Origin of the sequence: Listeria tempestatis, assembly GCF_963575625.1 — a bacterium.
In the GTDB taxonomy this organism is placed as follows: Bacteria; Bacillota; Bacilli; order Lactobacillales; family Listeriaceae; genus Listeria; species Listeria tempestatis.
This window is the reverse complement of record NZ_CAUYTK010000001.1, coordinates 13,846-33,668: the sequence shown is the minus strand read 5'-3', so window position 1 is coordinate 33,668 and position 19,823 is coordinate 13,846. Positions and strand designations below refer to the sequence as shown.

The 19,823-nt window shown below is 37.3% G+C and carries 22 protein-coding genes, 1 tRNA gene and 1 riboswitch; of the genes, 5 read left to right on the top strand and 18 right to left on the bottom strand.

Annotation, left to right across the window (positions count from 1 at the left end; all coding sequences use genetic code 11):
- Positions 1–2: 2 nt before the first annotated feature.
- The 4 genes from asnB to R8923_RS00245 form a co-directional block, all read right to left on the bottom strand.
- On the bottom strand, positions 3–1,868 hold the full coding sequence (asnB, locus tag R8923_RS00260; RefSeq protein ID WP_485870755.1) for an asparagine synthase (glutamine-hydrolyzing): 1,866 nt from the start codon (positions 1,866–1,868) through the stop codon (positions 3–5).
- 132 nt (positions 1,869–2,000) lie between these two features.
- Entirely contained in the window at positions 2,001–3,212 is a 1,212-nt protein-coding gene (gene metK / locus R8923_RS00255; protein ID WP_485870754.1) for a methionine adenosyltransferase, read from the bottom strand.
- 106 nt (positions 3,213–3,318) lie between these two features.
- A riboswitch (SAM riboswitch) is annotated at positions 3,319–3,422 on the bottom strand.
- A 49-nt stretch (positions 3,423–3,471) separates the two neighbouring features.
- On the bottom strand, positions 3,472–3,759 hold the full coding sequence (locus R8923_RS00250; protein ID WP_485870753.1) for a DUF3116 family protein: 288 nt from the start codon (positions 3,757–3,759) through the stop codon (positions 3,472–3,474).
- A 5-nt stretch (positions 3,760–3,764) separates the two neighbouring features.
- Entirely contained in the window at positions 3,765–4,151 is a 387-nt protein-coding gene (locus tag R8923_RS00245; RefSeq protein ID WP_485870752.1) for a thiol-disulfide oxidoreductase DCC family protein, read from the bottom strand.
- 114 nt (positions 4,152–4,265) lie between these two features.
- Here R8923_RS00245 and R8923_RS00240 point away from each other — a divergent pair, with 114 nt between their 5' ends.
- The 3 genes from R8923_RS00240 to R8923_RS00230 all read left to right on the top strand — a co-directional run bounded on the left by R8923_RS00240 (position 4,266) and on the right by R8923_RS00230 (position 5,953).
- Positions 4,266–4,574, top strand: a complete 309-nt coding sequence (locus tag R8923_RS00240; protein ID WP_485870751.1) for a hypothetical protein — start codon at positions 4,266–4,268, stop codon at positions 4,572–4,574.
- 90 nt (positions 4,575–4,664) lie between these two features.
- A complete protein-coding gene (locus tag R8923_RS00235; RefSeq protein WP_485870750.1) occupies positions 4,665–4,802 on the top strand; it encodes a hypothetical protein in 138 nt (45 codons plus the stop codon).
- 305 nt (positions 4,803–5,107) lie between these two features.
- On the top strand, positions 5,108–5,953 hold the full coding sequence (locus tag R8923_RS00230) for a YitT family protein (protein ID WP_485870749.1): 846 nt from the start codon (positions 5,108–5,110) through the stop codon (positions 5,951–5,953).
- Positions 5,954–6,050: 97 nt separating this feature from the next.
- On the opposite strand, the gene R8923_RS00225 is transcribed toward R8923_RS00230, so the two are convergent.
- The 5 genes from R8923_RS00225 to R8923_RS00205 form a co-directional block, all read right to left on the bottom strand.
- Positions 6,051–8,015, bottom strand: coding sequence for a WG repeat-containing protein (locus R8923_RS00225; protein ID WP_485870748.1), 1,965 nt, complete (start codon positions 8,013–8,015; stop codon positions 6,051–6,053).
- Between the two features lie 285 nt (positions 8,016–8,300).
- Entirely contained in the window at positions 8,301–9,581 is a 1,281-nt protein-coding gene (locus tag R8923_RS00220; protein ID WP_485871204.1) for a helix-turn-helix domain-containing protein, read from the bottom strand.
- 137 nt (positions 9,582–9,718) lie between these two features.
- A complete protein-coding gene (locus R8923_RS00215; RefSeq protein ID WP_485870747.1) occupies positions 9,719–9,970 on the bottom strand; it encodes a YdeI/OmpD-associated family protein in 252 nt (83 codons plus the stop codon).
- 93 nt (positions 9,971–10,063) lie between these two features.
- On the bottom strand, positions 10,064–11,341 hold the full coding sequence (locus R8923_RS00210; protein WP_485870746.1) for a Y-family DNA polymerase: 1,278 nt from the start codon (positions 11,339–11,341) through the stop codon (positions 10,064–10,066).
- Positions 11,329–11,691 (bottom strand): hypothetical protein, encoded by a 363-nt coding sequence (locus tag R8923_RS00205; RefSeq protein ID WP_485870745.1) that lies wholly within the window; start codon positions 11,689–11,691, stop codon positions 11,329–11,331. Before R8923_RS00205 ends, R8923_RS00210 begins: the two co-directional genes overlap by 13 nt.
- A gap of 231 nt (positions 11,692–11,922) precedes the next feature.
- On the opposite strand from R8923_RS00205, the gene R8923_RS00200 reads away from it, so the two are divergent.
- The gene (locus tag R8923_RS00200) at positions 11,923–12,384 is read left to right on the top strand and encodes a hypothetical protein (RefSeq protein WP_485870744.1); all 462 of its coding nucleotides are present in this window, start codon (positions 11,923–11,925) and stop codon (positions 12,382–12,384) included.
- Between the two features lie 378 nt (positions 12,385–12,762).
- Here R8923_RS00200 and R8923_RS00195 read toward each other — a convergent pair whose 3' ends face one another.
- The 6 genes from R8923_RS00195 to racE form a co-directional block, all read right to left on the bottom strand.
- Positions 12,763–13,077, bottom strand: a complete 315-nt coding sequence (locus R8923_RS00195) for a DUF3116 family protein (protein WP_485870743.1) — start codon at positions 13,075–13,077, stop codon at positions 12,763–12,765.
- A gap of 378 nt (positions 13,078–13,455) precedes the next feature.
- Positions 13,456–13,529: transfer RNA gene (locus R8923_RS00190), tRNA-Arg, on the bottom strand.
- A gap of 105 nt (positions 13,530–13,634) precedes the next feature.
- Positions 13,635–14,156: a metallophosphoesterase gene (locus R8923_RS00185; RefSeq protein ID WP_485870742.1), complete on the bottom strand. Its 522-nt coding sequence runs from the start codon at positions 14,154–14,156 to the stop codon at positions 13,635–13,637.
- A gap of 40 nt (positions 14,157–14,196) precedes the next feature.
- A complete protein-coding gene (locus tag R8923_RS00180; RefSeq protein ID WP_485870741.1) occupies positions 14,197–14,808 on the bottom strand; it encodes an XTP/dITP diphosphatase in 612 nt (203 codons plus the stop codon).
- Positions 14,809–14,811: 3 nt separating this feature from the next.
- Positions 14,812–15,558: a ribonuclease PH gene (gene rph, locus R8923_RS00175; protein ID WP_485870740.1), complete on the bottom strand. Its 747-nt coding sequence runs from the start codon at positions 15,556–15,558 to the stop codon at positions 14,812–14,814.
- A 17-nt stretch (positions 15,559–15,575) separates the two neighbouring features.
- Positions 15,576–16,379: a glutamate racemase gene (gene racE, locus R8923_RS00170; protein WP_485870739.1), complete on the bottom strand. Its 804-nt coding sequence runs from the start codon at positions 16,377–16,379 to the stop codon at positions 15,576–15,578.
- Positions 16,380–16,532: 153 nt separating this feature from the next.
- Between racE and R8923_RS00165 the strand changes: the two genes are divergently transcribed.
- The gene (locus tag R8923_RS00165) at positions 16,533–16,985 is read left to right on the top strand and encodes a YslB family protein (protein WP_485870738.1); all 453 of its coding nucleotides are present in this window, start codon (positions 16,533–16,535) and stop codon (positions 16,983–16,985) included.
- A 49-nt stretch (positions 16,986–17,034) separates the two neighbouring features.
- On the opposite strand, the gene R8923_RS00160 is transcribed toward R8923_RS00165, so the two are convergent.
- Genes R8923_RS00160 through menB form a run of 3 tightly spaced genes read right to left on the bottom strand, consistent with a single transcriptional unit; the run spans position 17,035 to position 19,819 of the window.
- A complete protein-coding gene (locus tag R8923_RS00160; RefSeq protein ID WP_485870737.1) occupies positions 17,035–17,568 on the bottom strand; it encodes a GNAT family N-acetyltransferase in 534 nt (177 codons plus the stop codon).
- Between the two features lie 20 nt (positions 17,569–17,588).
- On the bottom strand, positions 17,589–19,007 hold the full coding sequence (locus tag R8923_RS00155; RefSeq protein ID WP_485870736.1) for an o-succinylbenzoate--CoA ligase: 1,419 nt from the start codon (positions 19,005–19,007) through the stop codon (positions 17,589–17,591).
- Positions 19,004–19,819, bottom strand: a complete 816-nt coding sequence (menB, locus tag R8923_RS00150; protein WP_485870735.1) for a 1,4-dihydroxy-2-naphthoyl-CoA synthase — start codon at positions 19,817–19,819, stop codon at positions 19,004–19,006. The genes R8923_RS00155 and menB overlap by 4 nt, the downstream gene beginning before the upstream one ends.
- Between the last annotated feature and the right edge of the window lie 4 nt (positions 19,820–19,823).

Here is a 19,823-nt window from a genome sequence, read left to right as displayed (position 1 = left end):
GATTATTTATTAAAATCATATTTTTCTTCGATATAGATGGAATACCAAATCATGAAGATCACAACTGTCCAAATTTTGCGGCTGTAATCGTGTTTACCAGCGCAGTGATCATCGAGAAGTTGTAAAACATACGCCTTATTAATAAGGTGATCCGTTTCTGATTCATGGATGACGTTTTTTACCCACTCATTCATTTCTGCTTTTAACCAGTGGCGAATTGGGACTGGGAACCCTAGTTTACGGCGATTTAAAACGTGGTCGGGTACGAAAGTTTCTGCCGCTTTACGTAAAATATATTTCGTTGTTCCGTTTGTCGTCTTAAGCGATGCGGGAATTTGTTTCGCAACGTTAAATACTTCTTTATCAAGGAAAGGAACTCGTACTTCAAGTGAATTCGCCATCGTCATGCGGTCAGCTTTCAGCAAAATATCGCCACGTAGCCATGTATGCATATCGATGTACTGCATCCGCTCAACTGGTCCGTAGTGCTTTGTTTCCTCGTAGAATGGCTTTGTAATGTTTGTGTAATCGTATCCTTCCATATAGCCAGGCAGTAAAATGCGTTTTTCTGCTTCAGTGAACATCTTTGCATTTCCAATATAGCGCTCTTCCATTGGTGTTGTACCGCGTTCTAAGAAACTTTTTCCGCGCATTCCTTCTGGCATCACTTTCGCAACGCCTCCGAGCATGGATTTAAAAACGCTAGGCATTTTGTTGAACATGGAAAGCGAATTGGGTTCATTATAAATATTATAACCACCGAAAAGTTCATCTGCTCCTTCGCCTGATAGTGCTACTGTTACTTGCTTACGCGCCTCACGTGATAAGAAATAAAGCGGAATCGCTGCTGGATCAGCAAGTGGATCATCCATGTGCCAAACGATTTTCGGTAATTCGTTCATATATTCTTGAGGTGTGATAACATAACTAATATTTTCTACACCAAGTTTATCTGCTGTTTCTTTTGCAACATCAATTTCACTAAAACCATCTCGCTCAAAGCCGACCGAGAACGTTTTAATTGCTGGATGATATTCTTTTGCAATAGCAGCGATAATTGACGAATCAATTCCGCCAGAAAGAAAGGAACCAACTGGTACGTCAGAACGCATGTGCATTTTAACAGAATCATACATAACATCGCGAATTTCTTTAATAAATGTATCCTCAGCCTTCGAAACAGCAGCAAATTCTGGCTTGAAATACTGTGTAAACTGCATGTCTCCCCCTATTTTTTTAGTAAAATAATGTCCGGGTAATAGACGTTTTACTTCTGTCGTAAGTGTGTCAGGCTCTGGCACAAATTGATACGTCATATAATTTTGCAAAGAAACTTCATCTAACTTTTTGCTTTTTAGCGCATGTAAAATCGATTTTTTTTCAGAACCCATATATAATTTCCCGTCTTCTTCTGCATAAAAGAACGGTTTAATGCCAAATGGGTCACGCGCACCATATACGGTATTTTCAACTTTGTCCCAAATGACAAAACCAAACATTCCGCGTAGTTTTTCAGCCGTCTTCTCTTTATATTTTGCATATGTAGCAATGATGACTTCTGTATCACTTTCGGTTTCAAAAGTTAATCCGTCCGCTTTAAGTGACGCACGAAGTTCCACATAATTGTAAACTTCCCCGTTAAAGATAATCCAGTAACGTTCATTTTCATACGTTAGCGGTTGATGGCCGTTTTCCACATCAATAATACTTAATCGTCTAAAACCAAACTGAACATGCTCATCTGTATAGTACCCTTCATCATCAGGTCCACGATGAGTAATCATATCATTCATTTCTTTAAATGTTTGTTTTTCTTCACCAGTAATTTCAGCAATGCGGTCATGAACGCATCCTACAAATCCACACATTCTGACATTCTCCTCTATTTTAAATTTCATTTAATTTCTCATTTACACAACGTCTATCATATCATAAAGCGCGATGATTTGCACAGTTTCAATTATAAAAAAACGCTGCTAAAAGAAAGCAACGTTTCAAAATTATAGTTTACTTGCAAGTTGGGTTAAGAAGGCCTTTAAGTCGGCTGCTTTATTTGTTTCTTCCCAAGGTAAGTTTAAATCAGAACGTCCAAAATGTCCAAATGCCGCTGTCTGGCGGTAAATCGGGCGTTGTAAATCAAGCATTTTAATGATACCCGCTGGACGCAAATCAAAATTCGCACGCACTGCATCAATTAAGTCTTTTTCCGAATAACTACTTGTACCATATGTTTCAATTGAAATGGAAACTGGTTGTGCCACACCAATTGCATAGGCTAATTGCACTTCTACTTTTTTGGCAAGACCTGCTGCTACAATATTTTTAGCAACATAGCGTGCTGCATAGGCACCAGAGCGATCAACCTTAGTTGGATCTTTCCCTGAGAAGGCACCACCGCCGTGTCTTGCATACCCACCGTAAGTATCCACAATGATTTTCCGCCCGGTTAGTCCGGCATCTCCTTGAGGACCACCAATAACAAAACGTCCAGTAGGGTTAATAAAATACTTTGTCTCCGCATCTAACAAATTTTCATCAATAACGGCATGAATTACTTTTTCAAGCATATCCTCCCTTATTGTTTCATTTGAAATTTCGGGGTGGTGCTGTGTAGAAATTACGACTGTATCAATCCGTACGGGCTGATTATTTTCATCATATTCCACGGTTACTTGAGTTTTTGCATCGGGACGTAAATATTTTAATGCTTTTGATTTTCTAAGTTCAGCGATTTTACGCGATAGTCCGTGCGCTAAGTGAATGGGTAGAGGCATTAAATCCTCGGTTTCATCTGTCGCAAATCCGAACATCAATCCTTGATCGCCCGCACCGATTGCAAGTAAATCCTTCTCTTTTTCGCCGTTACGTGATTCTAAAGATTCATCCACACCTTGTGCGATATCTGGCGATTGTTCATCAATTGCTGTTAAAACGGCACATGTTTCTGCATCAAAACCATATTTAGCACGTGTATAGCCGATTTCTTTAATGGTTTTTCGCACAATTTTAGGTATATCCACATAAACCGATGTTGTAATTTCACCAGCTACAAGGACAAGACCTGTTGTCACAGTCGTTTCACAGGCTACACGTGCATCTGGATCTTTTGCAATAATAGCATCTAAAATCGCATCAGAAATTTGATCTGCAATTTTATCTGGATGCCCATCAGAAACAGATTCTGACGTGAATAAATGACGATTTTCTGTCATTTGATAGTTCCTCCTTTTAATCTCTTCCATCCGCGTATGGCAAGAAAAAAAGCCCTATTCTCTACATAACAGGCATAGAGAAAAGGCTTGAAAGTTCGTACCTTCGCTCTCATCGGTCAGGATTTCTCCTGCTCAGGTTAGCACCTTACAACAAAAAGTGTAGGTTGCTGGGCTTCAAAGGGCCAGTCCCTCTACCGCTCTGGATAAGAGTTGATTTCGTTCTTTTTTAGAATAACATACGCACCATACTGTTGCAAGCCTAATTTTCTGTTAAAAGTTCAGGCCACTCATTTGGCGGCACATCCCGATACTTTTCATAAAATAAATCGCCTTTTTCTGTTCGACCGTAACGAATACCTTGGTTGCTGTGGTAGCGAAAAACATATCCGGCCTCTTCCAAGTGATAAATTGTCCACAAAAAATCCGTTTTACTTGGCAAAGTCTGCTTCCTAGATTTCGAACGATCATTAATAAGCTCATGAATGTTCGATTCGCTCTTATATATATTTTCAATGATTTTATAGGCCAAGCCAAATGGGATTTCCAACCTCTTCACGCTTCCTTTTTCAAACACTTTACATCTTTAAGTGATATATATTTTTTAATACAACACATTATTTTACCACGTTTTCGAGCAACTAAACGATAAATTTTCCTGCCAAAAAATGGAATTCCTGGGAAATATAACGCTAATGCTAGCCATTTCCAGTAAGATAAGTACGTAAGGATTTTGCGTACAGCATAAAAGCCGCGATAAATATGACCGTCCCAACTTACAACGTGTAATTGTTCGTATAAATCGCTTGGTGAAAAATAGGTACCCTCATACGTTTGTAGTGCCCGCCATTCTAGCTCTTCATTTTTATCAAATTTCGTCATTATTCGTTTGACTTCTTTGCAAAATTCGCAGTTTCCATCATAAAAAATAATAGCTTTCATTTTGATAACCTCCTAGTCATTTTCTTTCCTCTTATCATATTTTTAAACCTGTGGTATGATAGAATGGTTAAAATCAGAAAAATATATTCGAATTTAACGGTAAGGAGAATAAACATGACATTAATTCCACTAACTTTAATTATTTTAGCAGGCTTTGTTGCGGCTTTGCTTTTATTTGAGTTCATTGTGAAATGGCGCTGGTTTAAATACTTTTTAGCTACTGTCGGTTTAGTAGCCAGTGGTATCATATTCTTTATTAGCTTTTATGGCGGCGGCTTAAAGCAAACTGAAATTGCCATCGCACTATTTCTAGCAAGCTTTGGTGAATACGTAATTGCCCTCATCATCAGTCTTATTTCACTCATTAAAAGAAAATCAAATACCCCTAAGAAAACGGCAACTAAAAAAACAGGTTCTGCATGACCTGTTTTTTTATGAATAAAAATAGCTACCTAACTAGAGTTTATGGTACACTAATACTATAAATAATTCACTAACTAGGGGGCGATTTTCATGAAGCAAACATTGCTGATTGTGCTGGCAATCGTTTTTCCTGCAACTTTAGGAGCTATTGTAGCGCTTCAAGTTTACAAGAAAAAGACGGCCACTTATATGCCGCTAAAAAATGAATTTGTTCATTGGAAAAAGTAATCATCAAAGGAGGATTTCCACATGAAAAAAGCAGAAAGTGAAAAACCACTTGTTATAAAAATTGTCATTTCTGTTTTGTTAGGGCTTGTTTTACTTAATCTCATGCCTATCCTGGCGATATTTTCTTAAAGATACTCAGTTGCCATTTTAAAAATTTTATGCTAATTTAGTAATAGAATTTGATGTTTTTATGGTGAGACAGTTAATGGCGGTTGCCTTAATGCTTTTTTACAAAAAGACTCCGACACCCATTTTGGGCTGATCGGGGTCTTTTTCTGCTCACTAGGAAAGAGAGGAGTTATCATATGAATAAAAAATGGACTTTTAATTTTGCGAAAATTATCATAGGAGCGCTTATTTTCTCATTAGCAGTAAACGTTTTTGCGATTCCAAACCATCTTGGTGAAGGTGGCGTTACAGGGCTTACAATGATTTTGTACTACACATTTGGTATTGCCCCTGCCATTACGACTTTAATTTTCAATGGAATTTTACTTATTATTGGGTATAAATTTTTGGACCGATTGACGATTATCCTGACTATTATAGCTATTATTTTTACGTCACTTTTTTTACGTCTAACCGAAAATATTACCTTTGTAACCGACCAAACCATCATAGCAGCTATTTTCGCTGGTGTGCTAATGGGCTTTGGCATGGGGCTTATTATGCACGGCGGGGGGACAACAGCAGGGAGTGCTATTTTGGCGAAAATTGCAAACAAATATCTTGGTTGGAATACAAGTTATGCGCTCCTCTTTTTCGATCTCATCGTCGTAATCCCTTCCACTTTTATTATTGGACTACAAAATATGCTTTTCACTATTGTTTCTCTCTATGTTTCAACCAAAGTGCTTGACTTAATTTTAGAAGGATTTAATCCTAAGAAATCCGTAACCATCATCTCTGATAAGTATGAAGATATCGCTCGTGAAATTGATCTTAAAATTGGACGAGGTATGACCCTTTTTGATGGGCAGGGTTATTATAAAAAAGAAGATAAAAAAATTCTTTATATTGTTATTAGTAGGCAGCAATTATTACCTCTTACAAAAATTGTCAATAAACACGATGAAAAAGCCTTTTTCATTATTAATGATGCCCAAAGTGTTGTAGGCGAAGGTTTTACCAAACAAATAACAAGTGAATAAGCGTTTCTTTTTTACGTTTTTTTAAACTCATACTTTATAGAAATAACCTTTTAGACTGTAGCAAAAGTACATTACAGTCTGAAAGGTTATTATCTATTTATACATCTACTCCAACCGACGACAACATTTCTTTTAGTGAAGTAAAATATTTATCGTGTGCATTTTGAATTATTTCATTTGACCTCTCCTCATAGTTTTCAAGGGATAGGATAGGTATTTCATTAAATGCAAGCCATTCAATAAATGGTTTATAATAATTAACACTAGGCTCATCATCCTCATCCACATAAAAGCAAGCCAGAGTATCTCGGTCAAATCCTCCCAAAATTTCTGCATTTATACTGACAAGTTGTAAAAAATCTTTTAACGTGCTAGCCACCATGTTTATCTCACCTTCACTTCCAATGAAAACAATTGGCGCTTCACTTAAATCTGTTATACCCTTATCAACAAAAAAGAAATAGCACCCCCCTGTCCCGTCCGCATAACCAAGATAAAGTAGGCTCTTCTTGATTTTAAGAGTAGCCTCCTCCCCCAGACGAAACCAGTTATCATACCATTCTTCAATATCTTGCTTAGACTGATAGAATACAGAAAGTCCATAACTAAATTCACGCTCACCAAGCCATTGCTCATGTGCAATTAAATCTTTAAATAGGTCTGGACAAGTAAAACCATAGTATGTTTTCTCAAGTTCATCCACAATTTTTTGTGTTTCCTTATTTAATTTTGGTTGTACTAACTGAACTGGTTGCATTTCCATATTTTTTAAAATATTTCCATTTAAATCGACTGCTGTATTTTTTCCAGTCATGAAATAACATTGCCCATCCGGTGCTTGTTGTAACAAACTAAATTCTAAATCTTCTGTAATTCTGCTATCGTCCAATTCATCAAGCAAGGCAAATTCTATTGTTTCACTAATCATACACCATATATCTCCGCCACAAGAATATCTTAATTTTTCAGTTTTTGGATCTTTGCGTCGATTATTATACCCAAAATAGCCTTTTTTGCTACGTGCAATAATTCCATCGGCCCCAACAAGTATACGCTCATCTTCATTTGCTGCCTGACCATATCCTTTAGAAATAAAGCCAATGTGTGAATAGACAAAATCAGTTAACTCTCTACCATCTCGGTGAATAAATCCGTAAAAGCCGTCTTTTTTTGCATAGCTTATATCTCCCCAAAAAGCGCCCGCTAGTTTCTCATACCCGACATCAATAATTGGTTCACCTTTACTATTTACAATAACTGATTCTAGTCCTTCCCCGAACCCACAACTATCTTCTACAAAGGTACGAATCTTACCTGGTTCTGGTACAGGTGCTAAATTGCCTTTTTTATCATGATATAAATAAAGGTTTTTGTTTTTATGTTTTTTTAGCGTGTACTCCGTTCCCGTTATATCGACATAACCAGATTCATTAGTTTCCCGAATCCAATAAAAATATTTTCCGTCTGATAAAGTAGCAAGTGCATCATATTTAGGAGGGATGACCCACTTTCCTTTTTCATTCACAACGCCAAGCCCGTTACAATAGGCACGCGCATAGCCATCTTGAAATAGTAAAATATTGGTTGGCCAACATTCATCTTTAATATCCGGTTCAATAAATAGACCGCTTGGTGCAAGAAATCCAGTATCCCTATTTATAGCTTTTGTCAAAATATACCCGTCTTCTCTTCTTGGTAAAATTTCACTAAAGTAGGCATCTCCAATAACTTGTCCTTCTTCATCTAAAATGCACCATGCTTTTTCTGTTGGATCACCTTGATAATTTCTCGTTGGACTTAAAAAAAGCTTACATGTTCCCTGAGGCACTTCTCGTTCTTTCAACTCTAAAAACCACATTTTTTCAGGTAAAGTTTGTGGATTTCTACGAGCAATAGCTTTTCCTTCTTCATAAGCTAGAATTTCTTGATATACAAAATCATTAAGTTGCTCACCTTCTGCACTAAAAACTGCCCAAAGTTTTTGGTTGTTTTGCACAAAATAATAACCCTCACTACCATTTTTTACTTGTAGAAATCCTTGTGCTAATAATTTTTCTTTCATGCTACATCTCCTTTAATGTATTTTGGAATAAATGGATTAAAAATTTTTTCAGATGAAAAACTCTGTTTTCAGTAAAAACATGATATTTTGTCAGTCTTCACTTTTCCCACTAAATAATCGTTTAAATTATCTTCTTTAAAACAGCCTCATCACTTTGAAAAAGCGTAACCAATCAGTGAATTTCATCTTCACTTAAACAGTTTATCAGAAAAAAAAAGCTACTTAGAAAAAAGGAAACCGGTATCCATTTCCTTCACTAAGTAGCTTTTTTTCAGTAAATTTTCCCTAAAATTTATATTGGCTTTTTAAAATACTGTAGGCCTTTTTGTACTGATTTTTGCTGGCAAAATGAGTACTCGCATGCTTCAATACACGTTCAATAAAGACTGGATCATTGGAGTTTTGCACCTTTTTTAATAACTGCAACATAGATTTTTCATACATATCAATGGAATCATGTGCAAAAATATCTAATGCTTTCATAAAATCAATATAATATTCTAGTTCAATAAATTTTTCACTAAAAGGCTCTAACATTATTTGTAGCTTCCGTGCTTCCTCAAAATGGCTACGTTCTGCAAATATGAGCATTAATTCACCAATCATTAAATAATCGTTGGGACGTAGCTCATCTCTTTTTATAACCATGTTAAAAAGTTCGTTTGCCTCTTTTAAAACTAAGGTTTCCTCTTTTTGTAAACTAGCAATTTCAATATATTTCAAACGAATTAATGCTTCAAACTCTCTTTTCCATTCTGGAAACCTTTCTAACAAGGCTAGAGCTTCTTGAATACAGGATGCTGCTTGTGTTACAAGTCCTAGTTCAAAATAACAATAACCTTTATAATAAATAACTTGTATTTGTATCCCTTGTTCTTCTTCTTTTAAACTTTGAATGGTCTTTTGTGCGGTTTCTACCAGACTTAAGACTAAATCATAATTGACTAAACAAACCGCATTAATGATTTCTTTACAGCAAAATAAAGATTTCAATTTTATATTGTGACTTATGGAAAAAGCTTTTTCATATGAGTTAAGTGAATTTTGATAGTCGCTTTTCACAAAATATTTCAAACCTAAATATTGATAATAATAAGATTGAATATGAGGGTTTGTAGCTGTTAAATCATAGTTATCCAGAGCACTTAATATATTCTCTTCAATTTCTTTTATTGCCAGTTCATCCCATTTTCGGTAATAGATTGTCGCTTGTAAAATAGCTTGGCTAAACGCAATATCAGCCGGTACATAATTCAAATTCATGCCAGAAGTTACTTCATGTAGCAATTCTTCTGCTTTTTTTACTTCATGATTTAATAATAAGATAACTATCTCATCAAAACTTTTATATAAATTAGAGTACTCTTTTTCACTTTTTATAACAAGTAACTCTTCCTCTACCCCAAGGCGCTCAGCTAAATCCACTAACGTTTCAAATGCAGCTGGTTTTTTCCCTCGCTCAATCTTTGATAGATAAGGCACAGAAATAATGCCGTGAGCTACTTCTTTCAAGGTCATATTTTGTTGTTTTCTTAAATTTCGCAGTCTAGCACCTATTAAATTCATAGCATCCAACAACTTTCTCTATTATTTATATACCGCCTTAGCAAGAGCTACTTTTTATTAAATTAAACAGCAACCTTATAAAACAATTATATACAATATTGTACCTACTAATCAATAAATCATAGAAATGGGGTGGATTATTCCGCATCATAATCCATATTCATATATTTTTTACCACCTTTTAGTTCTGTAATCATTTGTTCAATTCGTTTTTCACGAGTTTCCTTACGTTTGGCACGTCCAATCCATCCAATATAATCATTTTTTTGAAAATCAGGACGATTTTTATAAGCTTCTAAGACCTGTGTTTCTTTTAGCAATTGATGAATATCTTCAGGTAATGGATAGATTTCACGTTTTAAATTGGTTTGTTTAATATATGGATTCACGATTTTATCTTCCCTTCCTCATATTTTAAAGTATTTTCCCCATCTATTTCTAGACAAACATTTTACAAAACACTTTCCATCTTCTATTAAAGTTTAGCCTTGATGTCCACCTACATAGGTAGAACGCTTTATCCCAGTTGCTCCACTTGATAGGCTACTGGCATGCATTAAAGCTTTATAACCATAGCGCGCTCGAATTTTGTCAATAGTTCGTTCTAATTGCTCAATTTGTAGCATTTTAATTGGATTTTCAAATAAATTAAGTTGCAGACCTTTTTTTAGGGCAATGCCACCAAATGAAATCGCAATAACGCGAATAGGCTCCTTTTGATAATATTTCCAAAACAACATTTCTAAAATAGCTTTAAGCTCTGTACTTGAATTTGTCGGTTGAATTTTAATTTGGTGTTTAAACCCGCGTATTGGACTGTATTTACTGTAACTAATACCCAAAAACACCCGATTAGTATCAACAAAATTTTTGCGTAAGCGAGCTGCTATGTCTTCGGCCATTTCTTTTATGACAATCACAACTTCTTTTGCATCTTTGTAGTCACATTCCAAAATTTGATTTTTTCCAAAAGACTTTTCAACGGCTTTATAAGTTTCATTAATTCGGCTATAATCCAAGCCGTGAGCATGATAATAAAGCTGCTGCCCAATGACACCGAAATGCTTTTTAAGTAATCCCGGTTCTGTTTGGCTCAAATCATAAACACTATTAATACCGATGTCCTTAAGTTTTCTCTCCATCCTCATGCCTATTCCCCAAAAATCTGTGAGTTTTTTGATACGCCATACTGTATCACTTATATTCTCATATCGCCACTCTGCACGTCCATTTGAACTATGTTTCGCCTCATTATCAAGTGCAAGCTTAGCTAAAAGCATGTTATCACCAATGCCGCATGTAACATAAAGGTTTGTTTCCCTCAAAATATCTGCTTGAATTTGTTCTGCAATCCGTGTAGTAGAGCCAAAAAGACGGTGCGACCCAGTCACATCTAAAAAAATTTCATCAATTGAATAAGGTAAAAAATATTCTTCAGGTACATAGCGTAAAAAAACCGCCCGAATTTGTGAGTTAATGGTTAAATAATACTTCATACGAGGCGGTGCAACAATAATACGTGGATCGTCTGGAAGCTCATATCTCCTAGATCCTGTTTGAATACCAAACACTTCCTTCATAAGTGGCGTGGCAGCAAGTATTAATCCTCCACTATTTTCTGAATGGCTCATTACAACTAGAAATGAGGTTAGTGGATTTAGCCCCCTTGAAACACATTCAACGCTCGCAAAAAATGATTTTACATCAATGCATAAAATATCTTTCCGCGGCACAGCTTGATAATCCATTATGTGTACCATCTTGATTCGCCTTCTTTACAAGCAACATGATGGATACTATCAAAAGGTACCTTTACGTTTTTCTCCCCACTTCTAATCCAAAGATCGCCATCTTGAATACCAACTATCCGTCCAATTAAATTTGCTTCTGGAAAACCATTTGGCGTATAAACTGCCAATTTCTGCTGAATAATAATTGTTTGCTGATGTAATAATGCTTCACTCAGTAGTAAGCCAATTTTTTCTTCACTCATTGCTTCTTTCCAACTTAAATGCTTCTTCTCATGTTCAATTTGTTCTGAATGCTCACTTAAAATAAAACCGCCCCATTTCTGGATACCACGGTCAAATTCTTCACCAGGCAAACTCATATTTTCCACCTCCTAAAAAGAACGTATGTTCGATTAAATTATATTAAATTAACCAGAAAAAGTATACAGTCCAAAAGTCATTTTTTAAAAAAAGAATAAAACAAAGTGACTAGATCAAAAAGAACCTTATGAAATAACGTGACGATCTTAACCAATCTAATATATCGCTACTTTTCGAAAGATGATATAATAAGTACTACTATCAATAAAAACTCTAAGGGAATGATTATTTTGAAAAAAGCTACTTTTTTAGTTAGCGTACTTTTTTTGGTTAGCGTTCTTCTATTTGGTTGCTCGGGGAATGCTTCAAAAAAAGAAGAAACTAGCAAAGAAAATACCGAACCGAAAAATATCATTGGACAAACTATACAAACAGAAGGTTTGCATGAGACAACTGATAATTGGACAAATATGTATGAAACAGAATCCTATACAGTGGATAAAGAAAATAAAATTATTTTTATTCAAGTAGATGTAACAGATGAAAATATAGATTTTCCAGCCTCAAAAGATAAATTATTAAGCCTCGCATCGCCCTACATTCCGAAAGAAAGAACCGTTCTAACCGAGATGAAAGACGGTTCAGGCTCCGTAGGTTATGAGCTCAAAAGCGGCAACATGCATTTTACAGTTTTACAAGCCGACCCAGATAATAGCGGAAAAGTGGCTATGCTCTATATCTCTAAAATTTAATTTTATGCATGAAATAAGTACTTCCAAGTTGTCAATATCACAAAAATAGGTGCTAGATTAGCACCTATAAAAATCGCATCTATTAAATTATATTTGGTAATATTTTTAAACCGCCTGTTAAAATAAAACTCTCAGACTCTCCAATAAATTTCACCTATCTGAAAAGCCCACAGTGCTCCCCGTCCCCCCATTTTTTATTTTTTACTACAACGCACAGCTAGTTTGGAATCTGTGAACATGATATGAAATTTTTAGTAAAATATATGCAAAAACCCACCAACTTATAAAAGCTAGTAAATCTAGTTGGTTTCCCATGATTTCACAGACTAAAAAGAAGCGCCTTTTTAGCCTACACCTTAACTACTCCCTAATCTTTTTTTAGTCTAGCCGCTGCATTTTTTTCTTTTTCATCCTCAAAAGAAGGGCCTTACTTGGCAGTACTTCTTCTTTATATTCTTTTAAGTACGTAACATGCCAAGTTTGTCCTCGTTTCGTTACACTGTACTCGTGCACATTTCCAGGTAACCGATATACATATTTTTTAGCCTCTAACCAATACAAAGTCATAAGAAATTGATTCTTTGTAATCTTTCTATACCTCTCTGACCTTGTCAAAAATTGGTTGAAACAAAATCCTTTTCCTAGTAGCAGTTCCAATACCAACTCTTTCTCTTCTCGACTTGGTTCTTCCATATGAACTCCCCTCAAAACTCATCTCATATTTTGCGGGGTAGTCTTGGATACAGACTAAAAAACGCTTCCAAATAATAAAGGCCAAGATAGTACGAAAAGACCAGCCTGAATTTTCTGGCAGGCTGGCAAAATTTTTGGCTAGTAACGCATAAATCTGTGTTATAAATAGAAACCTCTTTGACCTGTTTGTCCTAAGTTGTTGCGGAATTCTATTCATTAAACAATACGTTTTGCAACATATTCATTTACATCTTTACGCCATACTAGAGCCACCTTTTTAATTCATCACGCTTATACTATTAAATTTGTTTAGAAACGTTTAATACATAAAAAAATACACTACTACTGTTTTAGTAGTAGTGTATTTTTTGGTTTTGACGTCCTGAGCAGGATTCGAACCTGCGACCGACGGCTTAGAAGGCCGTTGCTCTATCCAGCTGAGCTATCAGGACAAATGGCTAATTTTTCAACAGCCAAATACCATTTTATTGTGATTTTATTCGTTTGTCAATGGTTTTATGCAAGTTCCCTTATATTTTTACAAAAAGAAACCTTTTTTAAGCTTTAATAAGTGGAAAAACTTGTGTCAGCTCCGTTAACTCCTGATCGTCTTCATCCATAAATTTCACACAAACACCTTCAGGAACACTTTCAATTAAAGCATAAGTTTTCACGCGGATTTGACCTCGCGGCAAAGAAATACTACCAGGGTTTAAAATGAGCGTCTGGTCAATCAGTTCAGCACCCAGCTCGTGCGAATGACCAAAAAACACAAAATCAGCATCAAGCTCACGCGCGCGGTAACGTAAATTCATTAACGTCATTTTAATATTGTATAAATGACCGTGCGTCACAAAAATACGGTAATCTCCGACCTGAGTAACTAGGTCATTTGGAAAGTCTGCACCAAAGTCGCAGTTTCCACGTACCGTTTGAAAACCTTGAATAGCAGGATCATCCTTTTCAAGTTCAGAGTCACCACAATGAATCATAGCATCCACTTTGTTTTCATATTTTTCTTTCAAACGAAGCAGGCAGTCCTGTTCATGATGGCTGTCGCTAACTACTAATAATTTCATAAAATGTATATCCCCCCATGTGCTACTGCTTTCTATTTTCTCACTTTTTATCGATTTTTTCTAGTACTTTTTCAATATTTTCACCAAGATTTTTGATTGCATTAGCACGATGACTAATTTGATTTTTTTCTGCAGGAGTCAAATTCGCCATTGTAACACCACGTTCAGGTAGGAAAAATAATGGATCATAGCCAAACCCATTTTCTCCAGAAAGCTCGTGCGCAATTCTTCCTTCGCAGTCGCCCTCATAATAATCAACAGTGCCATCAGGTGTAGCAAGTGCTAACGTGCAATGAAACCTAGCTGTGCGCTCTACATCTTTCACACCACTCAGCTCGTGTAAGAGCTTTTCATTATTTTTAGCATCATTATGTGCCTCACCCGCATAACGTGCAGAATAAACGCCAGGAGCGCCGCCTAAGGCATCCACAATTAAACCTGAATCATCAGCAAGCACCGTTTGATTCAAAATTTTTGCTACCTCCGTTGCCTTTAGTGCAGCATTTTCCGCAAAAGTCGTTCCCGTTTCTTCAATTTCACCAATTTCTGGAAAATCTTTCAATGTTAAAATTTCCACATCATATTTTTCTAAAATACCACGAAATTCCTGTGCCTTTCCAACATTAGCTGTTGCAATTACTAATTTCCGCATAGTTTACTCCCCTTTTATAAGTGCCGTGATTTCCGCACCTAGCTGTTCTTTTTGCATATTAACAAGCTCCGTAATTCCCTTTTTCCCTAAGCGAAGCAGTTCTGTTAGTTCCTCGTCAGAAAAAGTAGCCTCCTCGCCAGTTCCTTGGAGTTCGACAAAGCGGCCTGCTCCCGTCATAATCACGTTCATATCAACTTTTGCAGCGCTATCCTCTACATAGTTTAAATCTAATACCGCTTCTCCTTCATCTAAAATGCCCACACTTATAGCGGCAAGAAAATCTTGAATTGGAAATGATTCAAATTGTTTCTCCTTATGTAACCGATAAACCGCGAATGTCATCGCGATAAAAGCACCTGTAATAGAAGCTGTACGCGTGCCTCCGTCCGCTTGGATGACGTCACAATCGAGCCAAATTGTTCGCTCACCTAATGCATCTAAATTGACGACTGCTCGCAGTGCGCGGCCAATCAGGCGCTGAATTTCCATCGTACGTCCGCTTACTTTTCCTTTAGAGGATTCACGAATGTTTCTTGAGCCCGTTGCCCGTGGTAGCATGGCATACTCAGCTGAAATCCAGCCTTTTCCTTCACCGCGCATAAATGGCGGGACTTTTTCTTCAATACTCGCATTACAAATGACTTTTGTTGCTCCAGCTGAAATTAAAACGGAACCTTCTGGATGGATAACGTAGTCTTTTTCTATTGTAACGGGGCGCAGTTCTTCTTTATTTCGATTATCAACTCTCATTTTTACACCTGATTTCCTTATTTTTCCCCAAGAGTGATGTGTTTAACATCCATTTGAGGTAGATTTAACCAGTCGCTTGCGATGCTGCGGAAAATTTTAATAGAACCTGTTGTATAAAAGCGGTGATCATTTTCGCCGCCTTTTCTCTCAAGTAAATCATGGTAATCGAGCAGTGCGCTCACCTCGCTTGCTGTCTCCTCACCAGAATTAATGACTGCAACGCCTTCACCCATCACATTTTCAATCAACGGCTTTAAAAGCGGATAATGTGTGCAACCTAAAATTAACGAATCAATTTTTGTGCTTTTTAGTGGCAAAAGTGACTCGGCAACGATTTTTTTTGCAATAGCACTTTTATATTCACCAGACTCCACTATTGAAACAAATTTTGGACAAGCAAGTGAATCCACTTTTACTTGATTATTAAGTCCTCTTAAAGCATTTGGATAAGCCATGCTTTGGACAGTTCCAATCGTTCCAAGTACACCAATATGATTATTGTGTGATGCTTTAAGTGCTGCTCTTGAGCCAGGCTGGATAACGCCAATAACAGGTATATCTAACGCCATACGAATATCTTTTAATGCAGCAGCAGTCGCAGTATTACAAGCAATCACTAACATTTTAATCTTTCGCTCCATTAAAAAGTTGGTCATTTCCCAAGTAAATTTCAAAACTTCTTCTGTATCACGCGGACCATACGGGCAACGCGCTGTATCACCTAAATAATAAATATTTTCATGAGGGAGTTGTTTTAACACTTCTTTAACTACAGTTAAGCCACCAACTCCAGAATCAATAAATCCAATTGCTCGTTTCACGGTCTCGCCTCAATTTCTATTTTAAATCTATACGTTTCCATTTTCTTATTTTTTCGTACTTTTAGCAAGTATTTTATAAAAACTGCCCTTCTCTCTTTTCAATTAGGGCTTCTTTTAGTTATAATAGTGAAGAAGAAAGTGGGGTATTCACTAATGACAGAAGAAATTCATGAAGAAGTTCAATTACAAGTTCCAAGCCTAGGTCTAGAGCTGTTGCGCGACCATCTTATTCCTGATTTACTAGGCGAAGAAACGCCACATATCCTTTACTGGGCCGGAAAAGATTTAGCACGCAAATTTCCTTTAGCTTCTTTAGATGAAATAAGCGCATTTTTTAAAGAGGCTTCTTTCGGCGAACTTACGCTTACGAAAGAGAAAAAAGACGAGTTGCGTATTACTTTAAGCGGTGAGCAAGTCGAAAAACGCTTTTCAAAAGACGGAAATCCTACTTTTAAACTAGAAGCAGGTTTTCTAGCAGAACAAATTCAAACTCAGCGCGGCTTCTACACGGAAGCTTACGATGAAATTAACGCGCGAAAAAAAGAGGCGCTTCTCATTGTGAAATGGGATCGCAAAGAAACAACGGATGACATCACGAATTATTAAAGATGATGTGCGGAAAAAGAGCAGCTCACTTTGAGTTGCTCTTTTTCTATTATCTGTCCCGCACAAGCAAACCATATACGACATAATCAATAAATTCACCATTTAGAAACTTTGCTTCTCGTAAAATACCTTCTTTTTTAAAACCTAATTTTTCGGGCAAAACACGGCTTTTTGTATTGTTTAATGCAATTTTCATTTCGAGTCGGTGTAACTTTAGTACGTCAAACCCATACCGAATTAAAAATTGCAGAGATTTTAACATAATACCAAGTCCCCGATACTTTTCTGACAGCCAGTAACCAATTTCCCCGCTTCGATTTATTTCATCGACGGAATTAAAACTGATGGAACCAACGAGTTTTCCTTCGTATTCAATTATAAACAAAGTTGGCATTTTTTCATTGATTTTCATTTGATAGGCGATATTTTGTGCTGTACTCGTTTTAGATTCAGCTTTGTCGCTAACTGTCAGCCACTTTTTCAAGTCATTTTTGACGGATTTAATTAACTCAAAATATTCCTCTACATCATTTTCAGTTAACACGCGAATGGTTGTTTTCTCATCAATTGGTTGTTTGAACATTGGGTTTCCGCCTTTCTCCGCTATTTTAGTTCATGGCGCTTGATTTTGCCGGATGCAGTTTTGGGTAGCTCGGAGGTGATGTGGAAGGCTTTTGGGATTTTATATGCGGCAAGTTTAGCATGTAATACTTGAACTAGGTGCTGCTCGTTAAATGTGGGTAGGACAACGAGGTGTGCAACGGGCACTTCTCCCCACTCGGCGTCTTTTTGTCCGACAACAGCTGCTTCTAAGACGTGTTCATCACTCAAAATGGCGTGTTCAACTTCTGTCGGGTAGATGTTTTCACCGCCGGAAATAATTAAGTCGCCCTTCCGCTCTGCTACAAATAGGAATCCTTCTTCGTCCACATGGCCAATATCTCCGGTACAAAAGAATTCGTTTTGTGTGGCTTTGTCTGTCGCAGCCGGATTATTCAGATAGCCCTTAAAGATAGTAGGCCCGCTAAGCCAGATTTCTCCGTCTAAGTCCGTTTCATTTGCCTTTTCAATATGCAAGCTTGAAGGGAACAAGACGCGGCCCGAGGAGCCGATTTTGCGTTTTGCATCCGCCGGATTTAGTGCCACAATTTGTGATGCCGTCTCGGTCATACCGTAAGACTGGACAATTGGAATACGGCGCATAAAGCAGGCTTCTAACATATCTTTTCGAACGGCACTTCCGCCAAGCAAAACGACACGCACGTTTTCATGGAAAGCCGCCGAACTGTGGGTAAGAAGCCGTTCAATCATCGTAAGAACAACTGAAACGTGCGTGATTTCCCCGCTTAAAAGCAGTTTTGTAACACGCTCTGCATCAAATTTTTCTTCCAAAAAGACCGGGATTCCGTAAATGACCGAGCGCATCAAAATCGAAAGACCACTAATGTGGAAAATCGGCACGACACAAAGCCACGAGTCAGTTTGCGGATTCAAGCCAAAATTTAGCGCCGATGCAGTCGCACTAAAAAAATGGTTCCCATACGTTTGCAAAACGCCTTTTGGATTCCCTGTTGTCCCAGATGTGTACATGACCGATGCAACATCTTCAAAATCATGTTTTACGGAAGGAAAATCTCGTGCAATTTGCGCAGTCACATCCGAAAAGGGGTAACGGGCACCGTCTAAACTCACCGATAAATCAGTAAAGCTGTCATCAAAAAGCGTACAAATGGCACCGCTATCCAAAATCATAAAATTCATTTCAGTGGCCGTCAACCGGTTGTTCAAAAAAACAGGTATAGCGCCAAGAAGTTGCAACGCGTGAATCATTAAAAAAGTTTCCTTGTTGTTTTTCCCAAGAAGTGCAACAAAATCGCCCGCTTTAATGTTCAAACTAACCAGTTTTTCTGCCCTACAAACTGCTTCCTCACTTACCTCTTTAAATGAATATTTTTTTTCGCGGAAAACAAGCGCAGTTTCATGTGGCGAAACCTGCGCTCGTTGTAATAACCAATTCATCATGGAAATTTCGGGAATTGATCGAAGTCAGGGCTACGTTTTTCCTTGAAGGCATCTCGACCTTCTTTCGCCTCGTCTGTTGTATAATAGAGAAGCGTTGCGTCCCCTGCAAGTTGTTGAATTCCCGCCAAACCATCTGTATCCGCATTAAATGCCGCTTTAATGAATCGTAAAGCCGTTGGACTTTTCTTGAGCATTTCCTCCGCCCAAGCAACCGTTTCATTTTCCAACTCTGAAACAGGCACAACCGTATTAATCCAGCCCATTTCAAGCGCTTCATTAGCCGTGTACTGGCGGCACATAAACCAAACTTCCTTTGCTTTCTTATGCCCAATAACACGCGCCAAGTAGCCAGACCCGTACCCTGCATCAAAACTCCCAACATTCGGCCCAGTCTGCCCAAATTTTGCGTTATCAGCAGCAATCGTAATGTCACAAACAAGTTGCAATACATTCCCCCCGCCAATTGACCAACCTGCAACCATTGCAATGACTGGTTTCGGAATGATACGAATAAGGCGTTGCAAGTCAAGCACGTTCAAACGCGGAATTTGATCGTCCCCAACATAGCCCCCGTGTCCACGTACTTTCTGATCACCACCAGAACAAAAGGCTTTATCTCCTTCACCAGTTAAAATAATAACACCAATTTTTTCATCATCGCGTGCCAAATTAAATGCATCAATCATTTCCATCACCGTTTTAGGCGTAAATGCATTATGTACGTGCGGACGATTGATCGTTACCTTCGCAATGCCATTATGTGATTCATATTTAATTTCCTCAAACACTTTCTCCGTTTTCCATTCAATCATAGAA